A 20,171-nucleotide genomic window follows, 5' to 3' on the forward strand; every position below is an offset into this window, starting at 1 on the left:
GGAACGAGGTCACCCTGTCCGCACTGGAGGCACTCCTCGAAACGGCGGTTGGGAGTACGACAGCTGGGTTAGGGCGGAGGGCGGCCAGGCCTCAGTGTGGCTGATGCTCAGTCGTCGTCGTCCAGCAGTCGGAGTGTGGTGCGCGAGCCCGAACTCGTGGTCAGGGAGGTGCGCCACGGTGATCCTCTGCGTCACCGTGGAGAGCGGCTCGGACCGCCTGGTAAACGTCTCCACACGCAACGGCCCGTCCACAAACACCGTCACCGAGCACGGTTGCGCCGAGCAGTCTCAAGAACGACCCGGCGTCACCGATCGAGAGCCACAGCGCGGCCCGCCCCTCGGCGACTCACTCGCGCAAAGGTGCCTGTGGGGCAATTGAGCCGGGAGGAGGGCAAGGGTCGCGTGAGGTCCCCCAGGATTTACGCTGCTGCCTCGGCGTGATCGCTCCAAGCACGCCGACGCAGCGGTTCGGCTCTGAGCGGGACAGTCTTGTCAGCGTGCGAGGGTGACCGTCACCGGCGCGTTGGGGCAGGGTGCCGCGTTCTCGGCAAGCGCGGCCTCTTCCGACGAATCGATCGCGAGCTGCCAGCGCACCTTCACAGTGATCCAGTCAGTGATGTACTCGCACCGGTCCCCGTCAAATGGTGGCATCCAGGTGGACGGGTCCTGGTCCGCCTTGGAGCGGTTCGACTGCGCCGACACAGCAATGAGAGAGCGCTCGTCACGGAGCCGGATAGCCCTGGTGCGGGGCCTTTAACATCTGTGGCTGTGGGCCCTTGTGCTGATGCCCCGGCAGGATTCGAACCTGCGACACCCGCTTTAGGAGTTCGACCCAGCAGCCACTCTGGTCGACTGCGGGCAGGCCTGCACCGATACCTATGACCGCCCGAAGTTGCCGGCGTCTGGCACCGTTGATGTCAGCCGGTGATGTCAGGCGACACTGCCTGGTCGGTTACGGACGACGGTAGGCGGCACGGTCGGTTCCGGGTACCGGGGCCAAGGGTCCCGGGCTCACGTGCCGGGGGAACGGAAGGCGACTTGCTGACGGGCGGCCTCGTCGATCTCGTCGAGGGTGAGGAGAGGGGTGGCCCGGGTGTGGAGGGCTCCGCTGGCTTTGACGGTGAGGCTGACGGCGGCCATGGAGACCGGGTCGGGGAAGTCGACGATAAGTACGATGTCGTCCTCCCCGAAGGCGAAGTACATGGCCTCGACCTGCCCGCCGAGGTTGGTGACGACATGGTCGACGGCGGCGCGACGGCTACTCGCGCCTTCCTTGAGCAGACCCTTGGTGCCCTCGGGCGTGTAGGTGGCCTGGATGAGGAACTTCGGCATAGGGGTGCTTCCTGCCCATCGTTTGTCCGGTGTGGAATGACCTTCCCGCTGTCACATCGGCCGCTACGCGCGGAACCGCTTGGTTCACTCGTTAGAACCTGCCCCCGCATCAACGTGCGGCGTAGTCCCACATCGCGGCGACGAACCTTGCACCTGCCGGAGATATTGTCCGTGCAGGTCACAGCCCCGTTCCCCTGTCACGCTCCCCTGACACGGCCTGATCACCAGTGTGCTGGAGCGGCTTCCCCCTGCAGGCCGCCGCCTTCACGCCGGCAGGTGGCGGCGGCTGCGAGCGACGGTTCCGTGTCACGTTCCGCTTGTTGAGCCGGCTGCGGGACGAGGCACGTGCGTGCGGTTGTGGATCTCGACGGCGAGGGGCGTGGCGGTGAACATGGAGGAGTAGGTGCCGACTGCGAGGCCGATGAGGAGGGCGAGGGCGAAGTCGGTGAGGGTGTCGCCGCCGAAGACGGCCAGCGCGGTGAGGATGAAGGCCGCTCCCATACCGGTGTTGACGGTGCGGGGCAGGGTCTGCAGGAGGGCCTCGTTGCTGATGCGTGAGAGGGGCGCCTTTCGGTCGCGCCGGCTCAGTTCTCTGATGCGGTCGAAGACGACGACGGAGTCGTTGACGGAGTAGCCGATGACGGTCAGGAGAGCGGCGAGGAAGACGCCGTCGATGGGTTTGCCGAGCCAGGCGAAGATGCCGGTGAGGATCACCACGTCGTGGGCGAGGGCGGAGACCGCTGCGGTTCCGAACAGCCAGCGGAAACGCGTCGCGAGGTAGATCAGCTGGGCTCCGAGGGCGACGGCGAGGGCGATGAGGGCGCCGCGGCGCAGTTCTTTGCCGAGGCTGGGGCCGATGCTCTCGTCGCGGAGTTTGCCGGCGTGCTCGGTCAGATCGCGGACGGCTTCAGTGACTTCGGCCGTCTGTGCGTTGGTGAGCCGGCTGGTCCGTACGGTGAGCTGGTTGTCGCCGGAGGTCTGGACGACGGCGCGGGGGAATCCGGCGTCGGCGAGTGCGGCGCGGGCCTGGTCGGGGTCGACGGGGGTGGCGGTGGCGTACTCGATGACACGTCCGCCGGTGAATTCGATGCCGAAGTCGAGGCCCCGCAGCGCGATGCCGGAGCCAGCCAGGACCAGCGCGGCGATGGAGGCGGCCAGCCATCGGCGGGGGTGGCGCATCAGGTGGGGGTTGCTGCGGCTGATGCGGTCACGGACGGTTCCGGTGTGAGCGATGCCCGTGATGCGGGGGCGACGGCGCACACAGGGGCGGGCGGCGGCGTACTCGGCGAGGACGCGGGTGATGACCAGGGCGCTGAGCATGGAGGCGAGGACGCCGATGCCCAGGGTGACGCCGAAGCCGCGGACGGGTCCGGAGGCGAGGAAGAACAGCAGGCCGGCGGCAATGAGGGTGGTGATGTTGGAGTCGGCGATCGCGCTGAAGGCGCGGCGGAATCCGGCGGCCAGGGACGAGCGTGCGGTGGGGCGGTGGCGCACGGCGTACTCTTCGCGGGCTCGTTCGAAGACGAGTACGTTCGCGTCGACGGCCATGCCGATGGCCAGGACGAATCCGGCGAGTCCGGGCAGTGTGAGGGTGGCGCCGAGGGCGGCCAGGGCGGCGTAGGAGATGAGGCCATAGCAGGCCAGGGCCACGGTGGCCAGCGCGCCCATGAGCCGGTAGACGACGGTGATGAACAGGGCGGTCAGCGCGGTGCCGATGACGGCAGCCCGGAGGCTGGCTGTGATGGCTTGGGCGCCCAGGCTGGGGCCGACGGTGCGCTGTTCGACGGTCTCGACCGGCACGGGCAGGGCTCCGCCGTTGATGAGCAGGGCCAGTTCCCGCGCTTCGCCGGGGCTGAAGGACCCGGTGATCTGCGTGGAGCCGCCGCTGATGCCGGAGACGCAGCGGACCGACGGGTCGACCTGCGGCGAGGAGATGATCTTGTCGTCGAGGACGATGGCGACCCGGCGTGCCGGGTCACCCGCCGGGTGGCAGGCGGCTTGGCCGGTCAGGTGGGCCCACCCGTTGTCACGGCCACTGTCTTCGAAGTCGACGCTGACGTGCCATCCGGCGCCGCCCTGCTGGTCGAAGCCTGGGACGGCTTCTTTGACGTCGTTGCCGGTCAACGGGGCTGCCTGCAGGCGCAGGAGCCGACCGGACTCGTCGGCCAGAACGTGCTGGCGGGGCTGTTTGGGTAGTGGTTCGGGAAGGTCGTCGGCACTGTTGGCTGTGCCGAGCACCTGATGGAAGGTGAGCTGGGCGGTTCGGCCGAGGACGTCGGCCGCCTTCCTCGGGTCCTGGACGCCGGGCAGTTCGACGACGATCCGGTTGTCACCGGAGCGGGCGATGGTGGGTTCGGCGACGCCGAGCGCGTCGATGCGGCCGCGCAGCACTTCCACGGTGCGGTCGGTGGCCTCGTCGTCGGTGACAGTGGCGTCGGCGGGTTGTGCTTCCAGCACGATCTGTGTGCCGCCTCGCAGGTCGAGCCCGAGGCGGACCGGCACGGTGAGCGCGATGTACAGGGACAGGGCGACGGCGGTGAGGGCGAGGAGCCCTCGGATGCGTTGGGATCGGTTCACAGCGGGCCTCCGGCAGGCACACCGCGGCCAGGACGGTGGCAGCGGTCAGCGGAACAAGGGGAAGGTGTCTCAGGTGCCTGGAGGTGGAGGTGGTGCCCGCGTCGGGTGACAGTCCGCCGTCTGTGCAGGGGCGGGCGGGCGCACCGCCGGAAGCGGCATGGAGGTGGAATGCGGCGGGCTGTCGGCCGTGCAGCACGGAGTGAGGGTGGCGGGGACGGGCGGTGAAGGACGCTCGCCGATGGTGTCACGATGGCAACGGGCCGCGGCTGGATGTCCGTCGTCTGTGTGAGGTCCGTTGCCGGCCCGCATCGTCGCGGAAGTGAGTGCCGCGTCGTCCGGCACGTGGGGGTGTGTGCTGCCGGTCGCCGGTGGGCTGAACAGGGTGGCCAGGAGGGCGAGCAGGGCAGCGATCAGCAGCGCTGCCGGGCCGAGCCCACCGGCGCGCGGGACGGTGTGCGTGGAGCGTGCCATGCCCGTCCCCCTCTTCGGCGCGTGTCGGTGTGGCTGACTTGCGGCGGGCCGTGGGGCCCCAAGGTCCCGGCTGGGGAGTGGCAGCCGGAGCCTTGAGGCGGTCAGGGAAGGTCAGGGTTCGATGAGGCCGACCCGGATGGCGTAGCGGGTGAGCTCCAGGCGGTCGCGCAGGCCGAGTTTGTGCAGGAGGTTCGCCCGGTGCCGGTGGACGGTCTTGATGCTGATGAAGAGCACCTCGGCGATCTCCTTGGAGGAGTGGCCTTCGGCCACGAGTTTGAGGACCTCTTCTTCGCGGGCGGTCAGCACCTGGTCCGGGGGTTCCTCGCCCTGGCGGACGCGGTCGAGGTAGTTGCGGATGAGGGCGGTGACCGCGCCCGGGTAGAGGAAGGGCTCGTCGCGCATGGCGGCCCGGCAGGCTGCGACCAGGTCGCGGTCGGCCACGGACTTCAGGACGTATCCGCTGGCGCCGGCCTTCAGCGCCTGGAAGAAGTACTGCTCGTTGTCGTGCATCGTCAGCATCAGCACACGCAGTCCCGGTCTGAGCGCGATGAGCTCCCGTGCGGCCTGCAGGCCGGTCATGCGGGGCATGGCGACATCCAGCACGGCCAGGTCGACATCGTGGGTGCGGGCCATGTCGATGGCTTCGGCGCCGTCCCCGGCCTCGGCGACGACCTCGAGGTCCGGCTCCCGGTCGAGGATGAGCCGCACACCGCGACGTACCAGGGCATGGTCGTCGGCGAGGAGGATACGGATCGTGGGCGTCTGGGTCATGATCGTGGCTTTCTGGGGATGGGCACGGTCAGCCGGACCTGCGTACCGGCCTTCGGCTGGGAGGTGAGGTCCAGGGTGGCCCCGATGAGCAGGGCCCTCTCGCGCATGCCGCGGATCCCCGCGCCTTCGTGCGGGACGCCGGTTCCGCGGCCGTCGTCGGTGACTGCCAGGACCACCGCGCTGTCGGTGTGGTGCAGGCACACCTCGACACCGTCCGCTTCGGCGTGCCGGGCCGCATTGGTCAGTGCTTCCTGGGCGACGCGGTACAGCACGAGTTCCGTCTGCTGATCCAGGGCGGGCAGGTCGGGGGCGAAGCTTCGCCGCACGCGTAGTCCGGTGTGGGTGGCGATCTGGCTGGTCAGCGAGGTCAGGGCGCTGATCAGGCCGAGATCGTCCAGCACGCCCGGACGGAGCCGTCGCACCAGGTGGCGCACCTCGTCCAGGCTCCCGCGGGTGATCTCCTGGGCCTGCCGCAGTTCACCGCGCAGGGGTTCGTCCGCCTCGCTCGCCGCCCGCTCCAAAGACAGCAGGATCGCGGTCATGCTCTGGCCGACCTCGTCGTGGAGTTCCTGGGCGATGCGGCGCCGTTCGCCTTCCTGCGCGAGCAGGACGCGGGCGCTGCTGGTGGCCCGTTCGTGCTCCAGCCTCTCCAGCATGGCGTTGAAGGCGCGGATCAGTTCGGCTATGTCGCCACGGCCACGCTCTGGCAGCCGCTGGCCGGGGCGCAGCAGGTCGACGGTGGTCATCAGCCTCATGAGCCGGTCCAGTGGAGCCAGCCCGATCCGCAGCAGGGCCGCGTTGGCGACCAGCATGATCACCAGGCCGGTCACGAGAATGACCGCCTCGGTCAGCACGACCGGCACCGAGACGGTCACGGGGGCCCACAGCAGAAGCGCGGTGGCGGCGCTCAGCACCACTGCGTTGAGAGCGAAGATCCGCCAGAACAGAGACACCGGGATGACGCCTTCCTTTCATGACACGGCTGTGCCTCTACTGTCGGTCACCGCTCACCTCGATCATGAGCCGCGGCCACTGGTCTTGACCAGCCTGACCCAGGCTGCCCGCCCCCTTGCCGTGCCGTCGATGGGTGCCGGACCCCATTTCCGGGCGTGTGCCCTGCCCACGGCCGGATGGGCTCCGGGACCTGCCACAGATGGGTATCGCGCCCGATGGGCTTCTCGCGGCGGATCGGCCACGGTGGGCCATGGCACACCCACCGTGATCCCTGACCGTCACCGCACCGGCCCCGCCGCATCACACCTTTCCGTACGCCCCTGTAGAGAGAAGGACGCACCATGTCGCTCGACACGTCCCGGACCGAAGCCCGCCCCGAGCGCCTGACGGCCCACGAGACCCGCCAGCGCCTCGCGCACGAACGCAACTCCCGGCTGACGCAACTGCAGACCATCGGTGAGGCAGGACAGGGCACGGAGGAGGTGATGTCGGCGCAGCGAGACACCCTCGAGCGTGTCCTCAAGGAGATCGAGGCCGCGTTCACCCGCGTCGAGGACGGCAGCTACGGCATCTGCCTGGGCTGCTCCAGGACCATCCCGGTCGAGCGCCTGGAGATCCTGCCCTACACGCGGTTCTGCGTCCCCTGCCAGCGCGCCACGGCCTGACAGCCACCTGCCCATTCTCTGTCTCCCGCTGTGCCCGAGGGGTGAAGTGATGAACCATCAGATCGCCGTCGGCCGCCACACGATCCTTTCGATCGACGACCTCGCAGCACTGCGCGCAAACCTGGAAGAGCAGCGCCTGTTCCGCCAGGAGCAGCTGCAGCAGATCGCAGGTACCGCCACGGTCCGCACGGACGCGGTCCCCGAGCGGCAAGCTGACTCCCACCTCGCGGTCCGCGACAAACTCGCCGCCTCCGCCCGCATGGTCCTCACCGACGTGGAAGCAGCACTCACGCGCATGGACCAGGGGCGTTACGGCGCCTGCCAGTTGTGCTGCCGACCCATCGCCCTCGAGCGGCTGATGATCGTGCCGCAGGCCCGCTACTGCGCCCATTGCCAGCAGGTCAGGGAGGCCGGCCGATGACCACCACAGCCCGACCGCGTGCCGTGCATGCCCCGCCGAGGCCTGGGCCCTTGGACCGCCAATGGTCAGGCATCGCCCTTGACCTGGGCAGCGCCCGCACCCGGGCCTGGATCTCCGGCCGGCGAAGCATCCTCGACGTGCCCACGGTGACCTTCCCCGGCGACGGCGACATCCACCCCGTCCAACGCGGCACCATCGTCGACACCCCCGCAACCGCCCGGATGCTCGACCGCCTGCTCGGCCACCGCCTGCCCCGCTTCAGCCGCCGCCTGATCGTCGTGACTGCCCCCGCACTCGGAGGAGTCGCCTTCCGGACCGAGGCCCGCACCGCGGTCGAGGTCCTGCGGCCGTACAGCGTGCTGACCATCCCCACCGCACGAGCCGTGGCCATGACCGCCGGGGCCGACCTGACCCGTCCCCTGCTCGTGGTGGACATCGGCGCCCACCTCACCGAGGTCACCCTCCTCACCGACGGCGCGGTGACCGACGCCCGCCACACCGCGCTGGGCACCAGCGACGTGGACGGCCTCACTCCACCGACGCGGATCACCGACGCCATCGTCGCGATGGTGACCGCGATGCTGGAACAGGACGCCACCGCCCAGACGCTCAACGCCTTGCAGGCAGGCGCACTCCTGGCCGGCGGAGGCGCTTTGCGCCCCTATATCACCTACCACCTCACCCGTCAACTCGACGCCCCTGTCAAGCCCGTGCCCGCCCCCCACACCGCGGCCGTCCGAGGCGCAGCCCAACTCCTCGAGGCCGCGCGCACCCATCCCTCGATCAACGGAAACACCGAACCCGCCGCGCACCCCTGCCAGGGAAAGGTGACAGCGCGGCGGCGCCCCGGCTCATGAGCGCTCATGAGCGCGAAAGCAGGAGGCCGCACTCAAACTGATCGGCGACTCAGCGTGCTTCGCTCCTCCCACACGCGATGGGTGACATAGGTGGCCGGTCCGGTTGTGCCGTGTCGGCCGAGCGCCAGGGAGTTGCCCAATACCCGTCGAGTGACGCCCCGTTCGGCAGTCCCGCACGCATGGGCTCGTGTTCGAGAGCATCGAGGAACGCGTACTCACCGGAGAGCACAAGGCCGGGGGCCGGTTGCCGCCCGAGCGCGAGCTGACGGCGCCGGTCCTGGGTGCCCGGTCCGCGCTGCGCTAGGCGCCACGGGTTCCCAGCGGCGAAGCAGCGGGCAGGCCGTCAGGTCCTCGTAGTACCGCTGCCCCGCCAACTGGCACACCCGCTTGTCAGTGTGCGAACCGGGCAGCAGGACCTCCACCTCCATCCCACGGCGGGCGGCGGGCGGCGGGCGGCGGGCGGCGGCACAAAGCAGCCCGATGAAGTAGGCGTCGAAGGCGAAGTAGGCGGTGGTGAGGCGAACCCGCTCCTCGGCGGATTCCAGAACGACCCGCAGCAGGGTCTGCATGTCCTGCCAGCCGAAGGAAGCCGAGCCGCGCACGACCTGGACGACGGAGTCGCCATGGTGCTCGCTGCGGACGAACCGGTCGCGCTCGTCGAACAGTTCGGCGACCACTCACTCCGACGCTCCCGCGGTGACCTGAGCACGAAAGTCCGCCTGGCCAGCGACAGCCGAGCACGGCCGTTGTCCGGCCAGTCTTGGTCGAGCACGCCGAGCGCGGCATATGGCCGGCGTTGCGGGCATGCCGCATGGTGGAAGCAGTCAACAACTACACGCCGCGACGAATACTCTACGCAACCAGGACGCCACTGAAAGTATTGCAACCGACCACCTGCCGTCAGCAGGTGACTGACAAGGGATCAACTGACCTCCTGATGCTGGACACCAGGAGTGACATCCCGGAATGGATGCCCGTGACCAGCACCGACCACGTCCGCCTGAAAGCCGGAGACGCCGAGCTGACAGTCGACCCCGAGAGCGGTTGCCGAATCAGCAGCCTCCGCATCCGCGGCACCGAGGTCCTGCGGCAAGGAGCCAAGTATGGATCCTTCCCGATGGTGCCTTGGTGCGGCCGCATCACGCTCGGACAGTTCGCCAACGGCACGGAACGCCACCAGATGCCCGTCAAGGGCGAACCGCACAGCATCCACGGAACCGGACGCGATACCCCCTGGCGCACAGTCCGCACCGACACGGACTCCGCCGCGTTCACCTACGACCTCGCCCAACCCTGGCCCTACTCCGGCCGCGTCACACAGGTGGTGGAACTCGCCGAAAACGCCGTCACCCTCACAATGAGGGTGGAGAGCGACGGAGACAGCTTCCCGGCTCAGGTCGGCTGGCACCCCTGGTTCCTGCGCAACCTCGGCACCGGCGGCGACGTCGAGCTCGGTTTCGACGCCGCATGGCAGGAGGAACGAGGCGATGATCACGCGCCCACCGGCCGCCGCGTCGACCCCAAACCTGGCCCCTGGGACGACTCCTTCGGCATGCCCAACGGTGTGGACGTCACTCTCACCTGGCCCGGCGCCCTGGAGCTGAAGGTCACCAGCCGTGCCGAATGGGTCACCATCTTGAACAAGCAGCCCGAGGCCGTCGCCGTCGCACCTCAGTCCGGACCCCCGAACGGGCTCAACACCCTCCCCCGCCTGATCACCACGATCGACCCTCTAGAGGTGTCCACCTCCTGGGCCTGGCGCCCCCTCAACTAGACACCTCGGGCCGACGGCGCCCCCAAGGTCTCGTAGAGGCGGGGGCGCTGCGGTGCCAAGCTCCTTCTGGACACCGTCTCGGAGTGAACTGTCCAGCGAGCGTCCATTTACGACCTGAGGTGGACCACGATCCTGCCGTCGTTACTCGGGTCCGTCTCGAATCGTTCGTACAGCTTCTTGATGTGCGGCTGGTTGAGGAACGCGACCACGCGCTTCTTCAGCTTGCCCGAGCCCTTGCCCGGAATGATCTCCATGCTGGTCTCGCCGCTGCGCGCCGCCTTGAAAATGGCCTGGCGCAGGGCCAGTTCGATGTCCCGGTTGTTGCGGAAGATCGGGTGCAGATCCAGGGTGAGCAACGCGGAGCCTCCTGTTGCGTCCGGCGGCTCGGAAGGCCGCGGCTTGTCGGCCCAAGGCTATGCGGGATCGACAATTGAGGCAGCGGCGGTGGCAGACTGAGCAGCCGACGGGGTCCCTCGCAGACAGTCGGATCTTGATCGTTCGATCCCCCGTCCTACCGGGAACCCTGTTACCCCCGTCCTGAGATCATTTGACATATCATCAGATCGTGGTGCATCTCGCCATACATTCCAGGCGCACCCACTCATCCAAAAGAGCCATCAGTACGCGCTCTCTGCACGGATGAGCCAAAATCACCGGCATTGCCGGTCAGGGGCACTTTCAGCTGTTCTGATCACCTGCTGGACAGCCCGCTCCATGAAAGCGCGAGGTTAGGTGCTCAGGAACCATCCTCGGTCTTCTATGAGCTTGGCACTTAACTTCTGAGCTCAAACGACGAGCCACCCAGACGTGTTTGCCTGGCGGCATTTGTGGGACGAGCAGACGGCCCTTGCATGTGGATGCGACATCATCCATGGACATTCGCAAGGGGAATTTGGCACGGTTGCGCGCATGCCAATCCCTAGCCTCGCCTCCGACACCGCCGCCTTCTACGCCGCGCAGAGCCCGTTCTCTGACCCCGGAGACCTCGCAGGGCTGTACGCCGCTTTGCCCGCCGATCCGCGCGAGCTCGCCCGGATCGCCAGGGACCTGGTGGTCCACCGCCTGGAGGGTGACCTCTTCGAGTACGCCGCCCCTAAAGATCGTCTCCACAACGACGCCGAGACGCGCTACATCGATGACATCCTGCGGATCGTCATCGCGCGCAACGACGCCCCGCTGTCCCTGCGCCGCGAGTTCGGCGACCGCTTCGTCGGCATCTGCCGCGACTTTGCGCTGCTGCACTGCTCATTCCTGCGCCACGCGGGCATACCCGCCCGGATCCGGTCCGGCTTCGTCGACTACTTCGGTGCGGACGGCTTCCACTTCGACCATGTGGTCACTGAGTACTGGGACCCGACGCGAGGCTGGCTGCTCGCCGATCCGGAGCTGGCAGACCCACTCGTCGTGGAGACTCACAAGGTGGGCTTCGATCCCATGGACGTCCCGCGCGACCGCTTCCAGGTCGCCGGTGACGTCTGGCGGCGGATCCGCGCTGGCGAGGCGGATCCAAAGTCATACGGGCTTCCCCTACCAGGCGGCCCACTGACCGGAGAGTGGTTCGTGACGGGCAATATCCGCCTCGACCTCGCGGCGCTCAACAAGGTCGAGACGCTCCTCTGGGACGTCTGGGGTGTCGGGGCCGGCAGTGACGAGGCGATGACGGACACCATCCGCGAGCTGTACGACGAAGCCGCGGAGGTGACGGCTGGCGATGTGTCCTTCACTGCGGCGCGGCAGCTCTTCGCGGGCAACGACGGGTTGCGGACACCGCAGACGGTGACCTCGCTCGCCCCGTTCAACGGCCCGAGCGAGGTCACCCTTCGCGGCTGGCCGCTGCCCGACTCTGAGCTTGTCCTCTGACCTCGAACGTCGCCTCGTACGTGCTCACTAGTTGGGGAGTTCGCCGTGCACGCTGACGGCCCTCGCATAGGCATGCGTTCCGCCAAGGAAACACGTTCATACGAAGGCCGCAGGAGTGAGCTTGCTGCATCATGACGCCCGGCGCGATGCGTTCGACTTCGCGTCACACTTCCGGGAAGACTTCTACGCCTGCCTCACTCGACGCGGTGACACCCTGTTCGAGCTGTGCGACGCGATGTTGTGCGAGAACGGGCCGGTCACGTCACCGGTGGACCTGACGCTGCTGGCCGAACACCGGCGTGGGAACGGCGCGTTGCACGACGCGCTGAACTGCGGCCGCATCGACGTGGGCCGGCTGCGCAGGGCTCTGGCGATGCTGCCGCAACCCAAGGCCGCCGACGGGCGTCTGGTCCTGGCGGTCGATGTCTCGGCGTGGCTGCGGCCGAATGCGCCGACCAGTCCGGACCGTCTGTTCTGCCACGTCTACTGACGCTCGGGACGGTCCAGCGACCAGCCTCATACACAACTGGAGTACGCACGGGTTCGTCCATCGCCAGTAGGGCCGTGAGCGGACGAAGTCGGCTGGTGGAGGACCAGTGTTCGAGGCATCCCTCAAGGGCGTGAGATTCCCGTAGTTGCTCGCAGATTTCGCGAGTGGCCTTCGTAATCTGCTGGTTCATGGGGGAATTCGAAACCCGTTCCATGGCCCCTGGGCGTGATGCGGTCGGTCTGGCGGAGGTCTTCTCTCTTCATACCTACCGATCGAGCCGATCGGGGCAGCAGGACGAGCAGGCATATTTCTTCGACACACTCGCGGAGTATCAGTGGGCGAGGGATGCGGCGGGGCTGATGCCTGCGTCGATCGACCAGCTGGTCAAGCCAGTGATCGAGCTGTGCGACCACTACGACGTCGTGCCGTGGCAGCTCACGCCGGCGGCGTTGGACCGGTACTTCGCCGGGCCGGGCAAGAGGGCACGGTCGACGGTCCTGGCGAAGATCAACAAGATCGACGCGTACTTCGCGTTCCTGGAGCAGCCGTACGCCGGAGAGATCCACCGACTGTTCGGCGTGGTCATCGAGTCGCCGGTCGATCCGTTCAACCGGCCGCGCCACCGTGGGGACTTCGGGCTGCGGGTGCCTCCATCGCAGCGTGCGATGCGGGAGTTCTTCGCCGTGTGGCGGAATGAGTTGCCGCAGGCGCGCAAGGAGGCGGTGGCATGTCGGGACTACGTGATGGCGAAGATCGCCTACCTGTCCGGGGTGCGGGCGGCGGAGCTGTGTGGCGTCGCGGTAAAGGACGTGCACTGGGAGTCGGGACGGTGGGGCCGGTTTGTGGTTCAGGGCAAGGGCGCCCGCGGGTCCGGGCCCCGGCCGCGGGAGGCGTTCCTGTTCGAAGAGGGGCGCGAGTTGTTGTGGTGGTACGTGGAGGAGGTGCGGGGCATGTTCCGGGACGATCCGGAGCATCCGGCGGCCCTGCTCTTTCCCTCCGAGCGGTTGCCCAAGCCGGTGGCGGCGTTGAACATGCCCATCGCGCCGGCGGTCGTCCCGGCGACGTTCCGTCGGGCGCTGAAGTCGGCGTCGCGGCTGTACCTGCCCGGGCCGGTGGCGGAGCTGTTCCCGCATCTGCTGCGGCACGCGTGCGCGACCCACAACTACGAGCGGGGGATGACGTTGTGGGAGGTGCAGCGGTTGCTCGGGCATAGCTGGACGACTACGACGGTCAATTATCTGGCGACGGCCCAGGCCGATCCGGAGCACGCGGACCGCTCGCGGTCGTCGGCGGCGCGGGCCGGGCAGCGGTTGGTCGCGGACATGGGGAGCTTGCGGTGAAGTGGAATCTGCGCTGGGCGGCGGCCAAGCGCGACATCTGGCGGCCGGTCGATCTGCAGGCGGCCTTCGCGAAGGTGGGATTTACGCCGTCGCTGAGCAAGGTAGCTGCCCTGTGGGGCGGCACTCCGGTGACGGTACGGCTGGATGATCTGGACAAGATCTGCACGGCGTTGGAGTGCACAGTGGCCGATCTGATGGAGGCCGAGCCGGTGGCGACCGCTGCGGGCCAGGACGAGCAGGAGCGGGTGGTCGGCGGCGAGGCGGGGCCGGTGCGCCCGGTTGCGCGCCGGGATGGTCCGCGCCGGCTGCGGCCGCCGAACTGACGGCGGCCGTGGTGGCGGCGCGGCAGTGCGCGCTCTGTCTGGACTGGGGAGTGCCCCGCCTGCTTGACGGGCTGTGTTGGAGCTGCGGCGGGTGGCTGAAACAGCGTGCCGTACGGGCGGGTTGTGCGCGGTGCCGCCGGATCGAGTACCTGGACGGCGACGGACTGTGCCGGCCCTGCGTGATCGCAGTACGCGAAGCGATCCGGGACGGCGTCGATGCTGTGTTTCCGGGCCCGCACCAGCTGCACCTGTATGTGCTGGGGCTCGGTCGGCAGGGGGCACGAAATCTCCAGCGCCCCCGTGGTGCGGCCAGCCCCTATCTCGGGCCGCGGGAGGTGAAGCGCCTGGTCGACGACCCTCGGATCTGTCCTGCGGTGATCCGTGGGCAGCAGACGCTGTTTCCCGTCCGGCGGCGCATCGAACCCCTCCATGCCCGGCGCATCAGCGCCCGGAGGTGGCCCGAGGAAGCAGCCCTGTACGCGCTCGCCGAGCAGCGGGCGGTCAGGGCGGGCCTGACGACGGCGTGGCCACGTACGGTGATGCGGTTGATCCGCTGTGCGCTGGCGATCCGGGACGCCGAGGGCGAGGCCCTGGTTGCGCAGGAGTTCCTTGACCAGGTGCGGCTGCCGCTGAAGGCGGCCGCCGCCGAGATCCTCGCCCAGGCCGGAATGCTGCGGCCCCGCACGGCCCCGCCTCCCGCGCTGTGGCCGGTGGGGGCGTGTGCGGACTGCGCCAGCTGGGGCATCTCCACGGCGCGGTGCAGGGGCTGCAGCGATTGGTGGTACAACCCAGACCGTTATCCCGTGAGCCGATGCCCGCGGTGCCTGCGCGACGAACTGCCCGTGCACCGCGAGGAGGGCCTGTGCCGTGGCTGCCTGGCGTACGTGCGTGAATGCGGTCCCGAGACGGCGGCGCCCTTCACGCAACTCACCTTCGCCCCACCGCTCGCGCATCCCCTCAAACGACGGGCCGGGGAGCTGGGATTCGTCGTGCACAACCGGTCCGGCCCCGTCATGCGCGCCCACGCACGCGCACGTACGTCGGACGCCGCAGACGGCCGCGTGGTGCTGGCGCCGACCGGCCCAGGGCAGCTGTGTCTGTTCGCGATGCCCCGCTCCTGGCGGCGCGATCACGTTGCCGCCGCCGTTGTGTCCTCGCTGCCGCCTCCGGCGCAGGAGTTACTGAACGCGTTCACCGTCGGCTTGCCGCATGCTTGGCCCGTCGACAAGCGCAGTGTGCCGGGCAGTGCGGCCGTCGTCCTGCACGCTCTACTGGCTTGCCTGGGGCCGCACGCGGCGATCCCCGAGCGGGAGGTGCGCTCCCTGGCCAGGACAGTGCCAGCAGGTGCCGCCGCGATTCGCCGGGTGATCGACTTCCTCGACGGGCGCGCTCTTCTCGCACCGGACGCCCTCTCCGAGACTCCGGCCCAGTTACTCACCGATGTCCAGAGGCACGTCCGCTCACATGTCCCGGACCTGAGCGCGGAGCGACGCGACCGGCACGGCGAGAAGGCCTTGCACGAGCGGATCGCACAGTTTCCCGAGCCGATGGCCGAACAACTACGCGCCTGGGCAATGGTCATGCGCGGGCTCGGCCGCTACCGGCACGCGCCCGCCGACTACCCGCGCATCCGCCGCTACCTGCGCACCGCATCGCCCGCCCTTGCCTTGTGGTCAGCAGCCGGGATGGACCTGCGACAGGTCACGACCGAGCATGCGCGGACGGAGCTCGCCAAATGCCCCGGCGGCCCGGGGCGCGAGCTACTCACCGCGCTGCGCAGCATCTTCCGGGCCGTCAAACAGGAACGGCTGATCTTCCGCAACCCCATCGCTGGGCTGCGGCTGCACGCCGGGAGCCATCTGCCGCTTCCGCTGTCCAGCGACCGGTTGGCCGGCGCCCTCGAACGGCTCGACGGGCCTGCAGCACGGCTCATTGTCGGGCTGGTCGCCATTCACGCCATGCGCGCCGTAGAGGTTGCCCGGCTCGTCCTGGCCGACGCCGACCTCGCCCATCGGACCCTCGCGGTTCGGCGGGGCGAACACACCCATACTGTCTACCTCGACGACCTGAGCACCGATCTCGCAGCCGACTGGCTGCGCGAACGGCGACGACGCTGGCCACAGGCCACCAACCCGCATCTGCTCATCACTTCCCATAGCTACCGTCACCCGGCCTCGCCGCCGATCAGCTACTGCGCACGCAGGGCTGCCTTCGACCAGATCGGACTGCTGCCCCGCCAGGTATGGGCCGACCGCATCCTCTACGAGGCCCAGCAGACCGCCGACCCGGTCCACTTGGTCCGTCTCTTCGGCATCCACCCCGGGGTCGCCGTGAAGTACGTGCAGACCGCGCACCCGGACAAGGCCCTGCCCCGCATCCGCTGACCGGGCGACACCGCCCGGCGCCGCTTACTCAAGGGGAAGGCGTCGCTCATGTCCTCGACGTGGTCCCTGCCGGAGCCGATACTCGCCACCCCCACCACCGATCCCACGCTCCACCCGCGGCACGCGGCCGAACCTGAAAGGCATTGAGCAAGTGCTCCCCGTGCCGGAGAGATCCGGGATCATGAAGCATGCTCCCGGATGACTGGCACCTTACCCAAGACGTTGACGACTTCCTCGCCCGAGCCGGGGACTTCCTGCGCTCGCGCCCCGCCCTGCACAACACGCCGCTGACGGACATCGAGAAACTGCGGATACGCGGGGCGGCCGAACCTGACGCCGCAGCACCCGTCTTCGGTCGACTGCAGTCAGGAGGTGAAGTCCACGCGGTCTTCTATCTCACTCCAGGCGGCCGCCTGGGCCTCACCCCCCTCTCTGTCGAGCAGACCGACGCCCTCGCCACCCACCTGGCCGGCCTCGGCCACTCGCCCGCCAACGTCATCGCGGACCGCGACACTGCCGGCGCTTTCGCCGAGTCCTGGCAGCGGCACACGGGAGCGGCGCCGGTACCGCCTTTCTGGCGAACGCATCTCTACCGTCTCGGCACGCTCACCCCACCACAGCCGCGCCCGGAGGGCCGGGGGCGCATCACAGGCGGACAGGACCGTGAGCAAGTCGTGCACTGGTGCCGTGAGTTCTGTGTCGACGTCGGGGAACAGCCCTCCATCGACTTGATTGACGCCGGCTCCTGGGACGACTCGCGTTTCGGCGACAGGCACTTCACGTTCTGGGAGACCCCGGACGGCACCCCCGTCGCCATGGCGGCCGCGACCTCGATGGTCGGCGGCATGGTCCGGGTGGACCCCGTCTACACCCCGGCCCACCTCCGGGGCCGCGGCTACGCGGGCGCCGCGACGGTCGAGGCGAGCCGGGCAGCACTAGCCGCGGGTGCGACTGACGTCGTCCTGTTCACGGACCCGGACAACCCCACCAGCAATGCCCTCTACCAGCGCATCGGATACGTCCACGTCGCCGACTTCGCCGGGTACAAGTTCTCCCACGGCGCACCACAAGCCAGGTGAGGGACATGACCGACACAAACGCATCTGCCACTAGGACCGGCTGCGACCGCCGCGAAGCGGCTGACCAGTGGTGGCGTGCAAGGTGATCAGCGCCCTGGTCGGTGACGGTCAGTCCTGCTCGCCGTCGTCGTTCTCGCCATCGGCAAGCTGGCTTCGTTCACTTTCAGCAGCAGCGTTTGTCCAGCACTTCGGGCAGCAGATGTAGATCGACGGGCTCGGGAATGTTCACGAGAAATGACTCAGTGCATGGAGGGCCCGCCGCCCGTGAGGGCGGCAGGCCCTCGAGACTGAACCCGGAAGAGAGAAGTTCGACACCGTAGCGGTCGAGTTCCGCGTGGCCGACGGTATCGGTGTAGGGCGGGAAACCCACCCGCCCGAAGCCAGTGCGCATGATCTACTGATGGTCATGTCGTTGCTGCTGCTGGACCTCGACAACACTCTGGTCGACCGCGATGCGGCCTTCCGCGCCGCTGTCGCTGACTTCCTGGCCCAGCACGGCCTGCCCGACTCCGACCTCACGTGGGTGACGACTATTGACGCCAGCGGCTATACCGCGCGGCAGGAAGTCGCCGCAGCCCTGAGCGACCGATACGGCGACATGGTGCCAATCTCCTCTATCCGTGCCCTTCTCGACAATGGCGTTGCCGACCACGTCGTGCTGACGCACTCCTCCCGCGAAGCGTTGAGGAAAGCCCAGGCTGACGGATGGACCTGCGTGATCGTCACCAATGGCCGCACCGTTCAGCAGGAAGCGAAGATCCGCAACACCGGGCTCGACCAACTCGTCCAGGGCTGGGTCGTCTCCGAATCCATCGGTCACAAGAAGCCCGAACCGGAAATCTTCCATGCGGCAGCAGCAACCGTCAGCATTCCTCTGCCTGGCGCGTGGGTCATCGGCGATTCACCGCATGCTGACATCGCCGGCGCCGAAGCACTCGGGCTTCGAAGCGTGTGGGTGACGGATGGCCGACCCTGGTCCCAGGACTCCTACCAGCCAACCCACGTCGCCAAAGACGTCGCCTCCGCGATCAGCCACGCCATGCGGAAACAGGGATAAGGCACCGCCCCCGTCGAACCCCGAAGCCGGACAGAGTGACTTCCGTGCTGGGACGGCTTGCCGTTGCAACTGAACCGCAGCAGTCAGCTGGCCGTCGCAGGCTGTTCCCGTCGCGCTCGCGTGCTGGCGAGGCGATAGGAGTCGTTCTGAGTCGGAAACACCAGGCTGGCGGACGGGTTCCCCGTTAGGCCGATACCAGATTCCACTAACCCGCGCGCTTCGGTGTGGGACCTCCTCGCCCACCCCGAACTCGGCGACGTCCGCAGCCGCCCGTACACCGAGCGGCGCGCGCTCCTGCTCGACCTGCTCCACGACGTACCGCTTCCGGTCCAGGGGCCCGAGGCGTTGCCGGTCGACGGATTACTGCGACTGGTCGACTGGGACGAGCGTCACTGCCGGACTCATCGAGGGCACCACGAGATAAGGGCGGGCGGTGGCATCAGGGGCGGCTTAGGGCCATGAACACGTGCTCGGCGTGTCCATGCAGCGCCGCAACGAGCACCTCGCCCTGGGCCGATGTGCACTCCATGATCAAGAAGTGGCCATTGAGACGGGTGCTCTCCTTTAGCCCCAGGTCCCGTACACGTGCCACTTCCAGATCAGGAGGCAACATCAACGGGTTCTTTTGACGCCGACGAGGCTCCCAGGACCAGGCCCCGGACTCGATCACAAAATGCCCGCGTGTCCATCTGGGCGCTTGAGGGTCTTTCAGGACACAGACGACCTTGATGCGCCGTCCATCGATGAGGTGACGGGTGATCTTGCGTTGCTGCCGCCTGAGGTGCGAGACAGCAAGCCCTGCACCACCGACGAACAAGCCGAAGAACACCGGAATCTGATCCATGCGCGCATTGAAGCAGGGCCGAGAGCACTGGAGGAACCCTGTTGCGCATCCCGTATGCCACCGCCGACCAGCTCGCCGCGTGGACCGGAATGCGGCGGAAACGCGCCGAGGAGGAGCAGCGGCTCGGGGAGATCGAGGGCATCAACCTGACCCTTACCTTCCTGCGGACCAAGCAAGCCGAGGCCATCCGCTCGCAACGACGAACCACCGTTGACCTTGGGTTTCCGCGCCCTCGCGGCTGAGAGGCTGTCCTCATGATGGACAAAAGAGGTGGAGTCGAAGGCGAAGCGGTTCGCCCCGGCAGTACGCACGTGTCGAGCGGGAGAGGCGATTCCTGCTGGCCGAGCCGCCAGCGCCGTCGGCGGTGACCATCATTCGCGTGATCAACGATCGCTACGTGACAGGAACGCGCCTGGCTGCGCCGGGCCGACTTCTCGGATGGCCGCTGTGAGCTCAAACTCACCCAGAAAGTCCCGATTCCTCAGTCCGGCGCCATCCAGGGCCTCATCACGAATACGTACTTGTCGCCAGCCGAGTACAACGTGATCGCCTCACTTCCCGCCGCCTGGTTGTCGAAGACCCGCTTCAGTGTCCCCCCTTGGGCGTTGATATTTTCGAAGGCCATCTGCAGGGCTTGGTCCTAGCAGAGGCCGAGTTCACCACAGATGAAGAGGCACAGTCCTTCGTTCCCCCTGCCGAGTGCGTGGCAGAGGTCACCGACGACACCCGCTTCACAGGAGGGCACCTCGTCCAAGCATCCCGCCCCGAGCTGCTCAGGTGGCTAGCCGAATACGGACTCCACCCGCGAGACTCCTAACAGCTCCCCACCACCCCGAACGTCATCGCCGCCCATTCAGGTGAAGTGCAGAGAAGGAAGAAGATGCGGCACTCGGACATCGTCGACACCGATGTCGTCGGCTACGTCGGCCCGGCATCCCGGCCCCACCGCGTGGCGGTCCGGCTGCGGGACGG

General features: G+C 68.1%; 19 protein-coding genes and 3 pseudogenes. 13 read left to right on the plus strand and 9 right to left on the minus strand.

Annotated features, from left to right (window positions below):
• Positions 1 to 492 precede the first annotated feature (492 nt).
• The 5 genes from OHO83_RS08605 to OHO83_RS08625 all read right to left on the minus strand — a co-directional run bounded on the left by OHO83_RS08605 (position 493) and on the right by OHO83_RS08625 (position 6,104).
• On the minus strand, positions 493 to 702 hold the full coding sequence (locus OHO83_RS08605) for a hypothetical protein (protein ID WP_330279050.1): 210 nt from the start codon (positions 700 to 702) through the stop codon (positions 493 to 495).
• Between the two features lie 309 nt (positions 703 to 1,011).
• Complete coding sequence (locus tag OHO83_RS08610; RefSeq protein ID WP_330279051.1) at positions 1,012 to 1,332, minus strand: GYD domain-containing protein; 321 nt, start codon at positions 1,330 to 1,332, stop codon at positions 1,012 to 1,014.
• Between the two features lie 306 nt (positions 1,333 to 1,638).
• Complete coding sequence (gene secD, locus OHO83_RS08615) at positions 1,639 to 3,909, minus strand: protein translocase subunit SecD (protein ID WP_330279052.1); 2,271 nt, start codon at positions 3,907 to 3,909, stop codon at positions 1,639 to 1,641.
• Between the two features lie 582 nt (positions 3,910 to 4,491).
• Positions 4,492 to 5,151, minus strand: coding sequence for a response regulator transcription factor (locus OHO83_RS08620; protein WP_330279053.1), 660 nt, complete (start codon positions 5,149 to 5,151; stop codon positions 4,492 to 4,494).
• A complete protein-coding gene (locus OHO83_RS08625) occupies positions 5,148 to 6,104 on the minus strand; it encodes a HAMP domain-containing sensor histidine kinase (protein ID WP_330279054.1) in 957 nt (318 codons plus the stop codon). Before OHO83_RS08625 ends, OHO83_RS08620 begins: the two co-directional genes overlap by 4 nt.
• A 342-nt stretch (positions 6,105 to 6,446) precedes the next feature.
• Between OHO83_RS08625 and OHO83_RS08630 the strand changes: the two genes are divergently transcribed.
• The 4 genes and pseudogenes from OHO83_RS08630 to OHO83_RS08645 all read left to right on the plus strand — a co-directional run.
• Positions 6,447 to 6,770, plus strand: a complete 324-nt coding sequence (locus OHO83_RS08630; RefSeq protein WP_330279055.1) for a TraR/DksA C4-type zinc finger protein — start codon at positions 6,447 to 6,449, stop codon at positions 6,768 to 6,770.
• Positions 6,771 to 6,819: 49 nt separating this feature from the next.
• On the plus strand, positions 6,820 to 7,191 hold the full coding sequence (locus OHO83_RS08635) for a TraR/DksA family transcriptional regulator (protein WP_330279056.1): 372 nt from the start codon (positions 6,820 to 6,822) through the stop codon (positions 7,189 to 7,191).
• A complete protein-coding gene (locus tag OHO83_RS08640; RefSeq protein ID WP_330279057.1) occupies positions 7,188 to 8,048 on the plus strand; it encodes a rod shape-determining protein in 861 nt (286 codons plus the stop codon). Before OHO83_RS08635 ends, OHO83_RS08640 begins: the two co-directional genes overlap by 4 nt.
• A 187-nt stretch (positions 8,049 to 8,235) precedes the next feature.
• Positions 8,236 to 8,349: pseudogene (locus OHO83_RS08645) on the plus strand (GntR family transcriptional regulator); the annotation flags it as partial.
• 34 nt (positions 8,350 to 8,383) lie between these two features.
• On the opposite strand, the pseudogene OHO83_RS08650 reads toward OHO83_RS08645, so the two are convergent.
• Positions 8,384 to 8,716, minus strand: a pseudogene (locus tag OHO83_RS08650) (cardiolipin synthase B); the annotation flags it as partial.
• Positions 8,717 to 9,018: 302 nt separating this feature from the next.
• On the opposite strand from OHO83_RS08650, the gene OHO83_RS08655 reads away from it, so the two are divergent.
• Complete coding sequence (locus tag OHO83_RS08655; RefSeq protein ID WP_330280740.1) at positions 9,019 to 9,822, plus strand: aldose epimerase family protein; 804 nt, start codon at positions 9,019 to 9,021, stop codon at positions 9,820 to 9,822.
• Between the two features lie 107 nt (positions 9,823 to 9,929).
• Here the strand turns inward: OHO83_RS08655 and OHO83_RS08660 are convergent, their stop codons facing one another.
• On the minus strand, positions 9,930 to 10,178 hold the full coding sequence (locus OHO83_RS08660) for a Smr/MutS family protein (protein WP_330279058.1): 249 nt from the start codon (positions 10,176 to 10,178) through the stop codon (positions 9,930 to 9,932).
• 553 nt (positions 10,179 to 10,731) lie between these two features.
• Here OHO83_RS08660 and OHO83_RS08665 point away from each other — a divergent pair.
• The 6 genes and pseudogenes from OHO83_RS08665 (at position 10,732) to OHO83_RS08690 (ending at position 17,298) form a co-directional block, all read left to right on the plus strand.
• Entirely contained in the window at positions 10,732 to 11,682 is a 951-nt protein-coding gene (locus OHO83_RS08665; RefSeq protein WP_330279059.1) for a transglutaminase-like domain-containing protein, read from the plus strand.
• A 121-nt stretch (positions 11,683 to 11,803) separates the two neighbouring features.
• Positions 11,804 to 12,169 (plus strand): annotated as a pseudogene (locus tag OHO83_RS08670) (transposase); the annotation flags it as partial.
• A gap of 215 nt (positions 12,170 to 12,384) precedes the next feature.
• Entirely contained in the window at positions 12,385 to 13,512 is a 1,128-nt protein-coding gene (locus tag OHO83_RS08675) for a tyrosine-type recombinase/integrase (protein WP_330280741.1), read from the plus strand.
• Positions 13,509 to 13,835 carry a helix-turn-helix domain-containing protein gene (locus OHO83_RS08680; RefSeq protein WP_330279060.1) on the plus strand — a complete coding sequence of 109 codons (327 nt, stop codon included), beginning with the start codon at positions 13,509 to 13,511 and terminating at the stop codon, positions 13,833 to 13,835. The genes OHO83_RS08675 and OHO83_RS08680 overlap by 4 nt, the downstream gene beginning before the upstream one ends.
• 374 nt (positions 13,836 to 14,209) lie before the next feature.
• Positions 14,210 to 16,219, plus strand: a complete 2,010-nt coding sequence (locus tag OHO83_RS08685) for a hypothetical protein (RefSeq protein WP_330279061.1) — start codon at positions 14,210 to 14,212, stop codon at positions 16,217 to 16,219.
• 188 nt (positions 16,220 to 16,407) lie between these two features.
• Complete coding sequence (locus tag OHO83_RS08690) at positions 16,408 to 17,298, plus strand: GNAT family N-acetyltransferase (protein WP_330279062.1); 891 nt, start codon at positions 16,408 to 16,410, stop codon at positions 17,296 to 17,298.
• Positions 17,299 to 17,461: 163 nt separating this feature from the next.
• On the opposite strand, the gene OHO83_RS08695 is transcribed toward OHO83_RS08690, so the two are convergent.
• Positions 17,462 to 17,689: a hypothetical protein gene (locus OHO83_RS08695; protein ID WP_330279063.1), complete on the minus strand. Its 228-nt coding sequence runs from the start codon at positions 17,687 to 17,689 to the stop codon at positions 17,462 to 17,464.
• A gap of 15 nt (positions 17,690 to 17,704) precedes the next feature.
• Here OHO83_RS08695 and OHO83_RS08700 point away from each other — a divergent pair, with 15 nt between their 5' ends.
• The gene (locus tag OHO83_RS08700) at positions 17,705 to 18,355 is read left to right on the plus strand and encodes an HAD family hydrolase (protein ID WP_330279064.1); all 651 of its coding nucleotides are present in this window, start codon (positions 17,705 to 17,707) and stop codon (positions 18,353 to 18,355) included.
• Between the two features lie 439 nt (positions 18,356 to 18,794).
• Here OHO83_RS08700 and OHO83_RS08705 read toward each other — a convergent pair whose 3' ends face one another.
• Positions 18,795 to 19,199 carry a hypothetical protein gene (locus OHO83_RS08705; RefSeq protein WP_330279065.1) on the minus strand — a complete coding sequence of 135 codons (405 nt, stop codon included), beginning with the start codon at positions 19,197 to 19,199 and terminating at the stop codon, positions 18,795 to 18,797.
• Positions 19,200 to 19,240: 41 nt separating this feature from the next.
• On the opposite strand from OHO83_RS08705, the gene OHO83_RS08710 reads away from it, so the two are divergent.
• Positions 19,241 to 19,441 carry a recombinase gene (locus tag OHO83_RS08710; protein ID WP_330279066.1) on the plus strand — a complete coding sequence of 67 codons (201 nt, stop codon included), beginning with the start codon at positions 19,241 to 19,243 and terminating at the stop codon, positions 19,439 to 19,441.
• Positions 19,442 to 20,171: the final 730 nt, after the last annotated feature.

The sequence above is a fragment of the Streptomyces sp. NBC_00569 genome (assembly GCF_036345255.1).
Classification (GTDB): Bacteria; Actinomycetota; Actinomycetes; order Streptomycetales; family Streptomycetaceae; genus Streptomyces.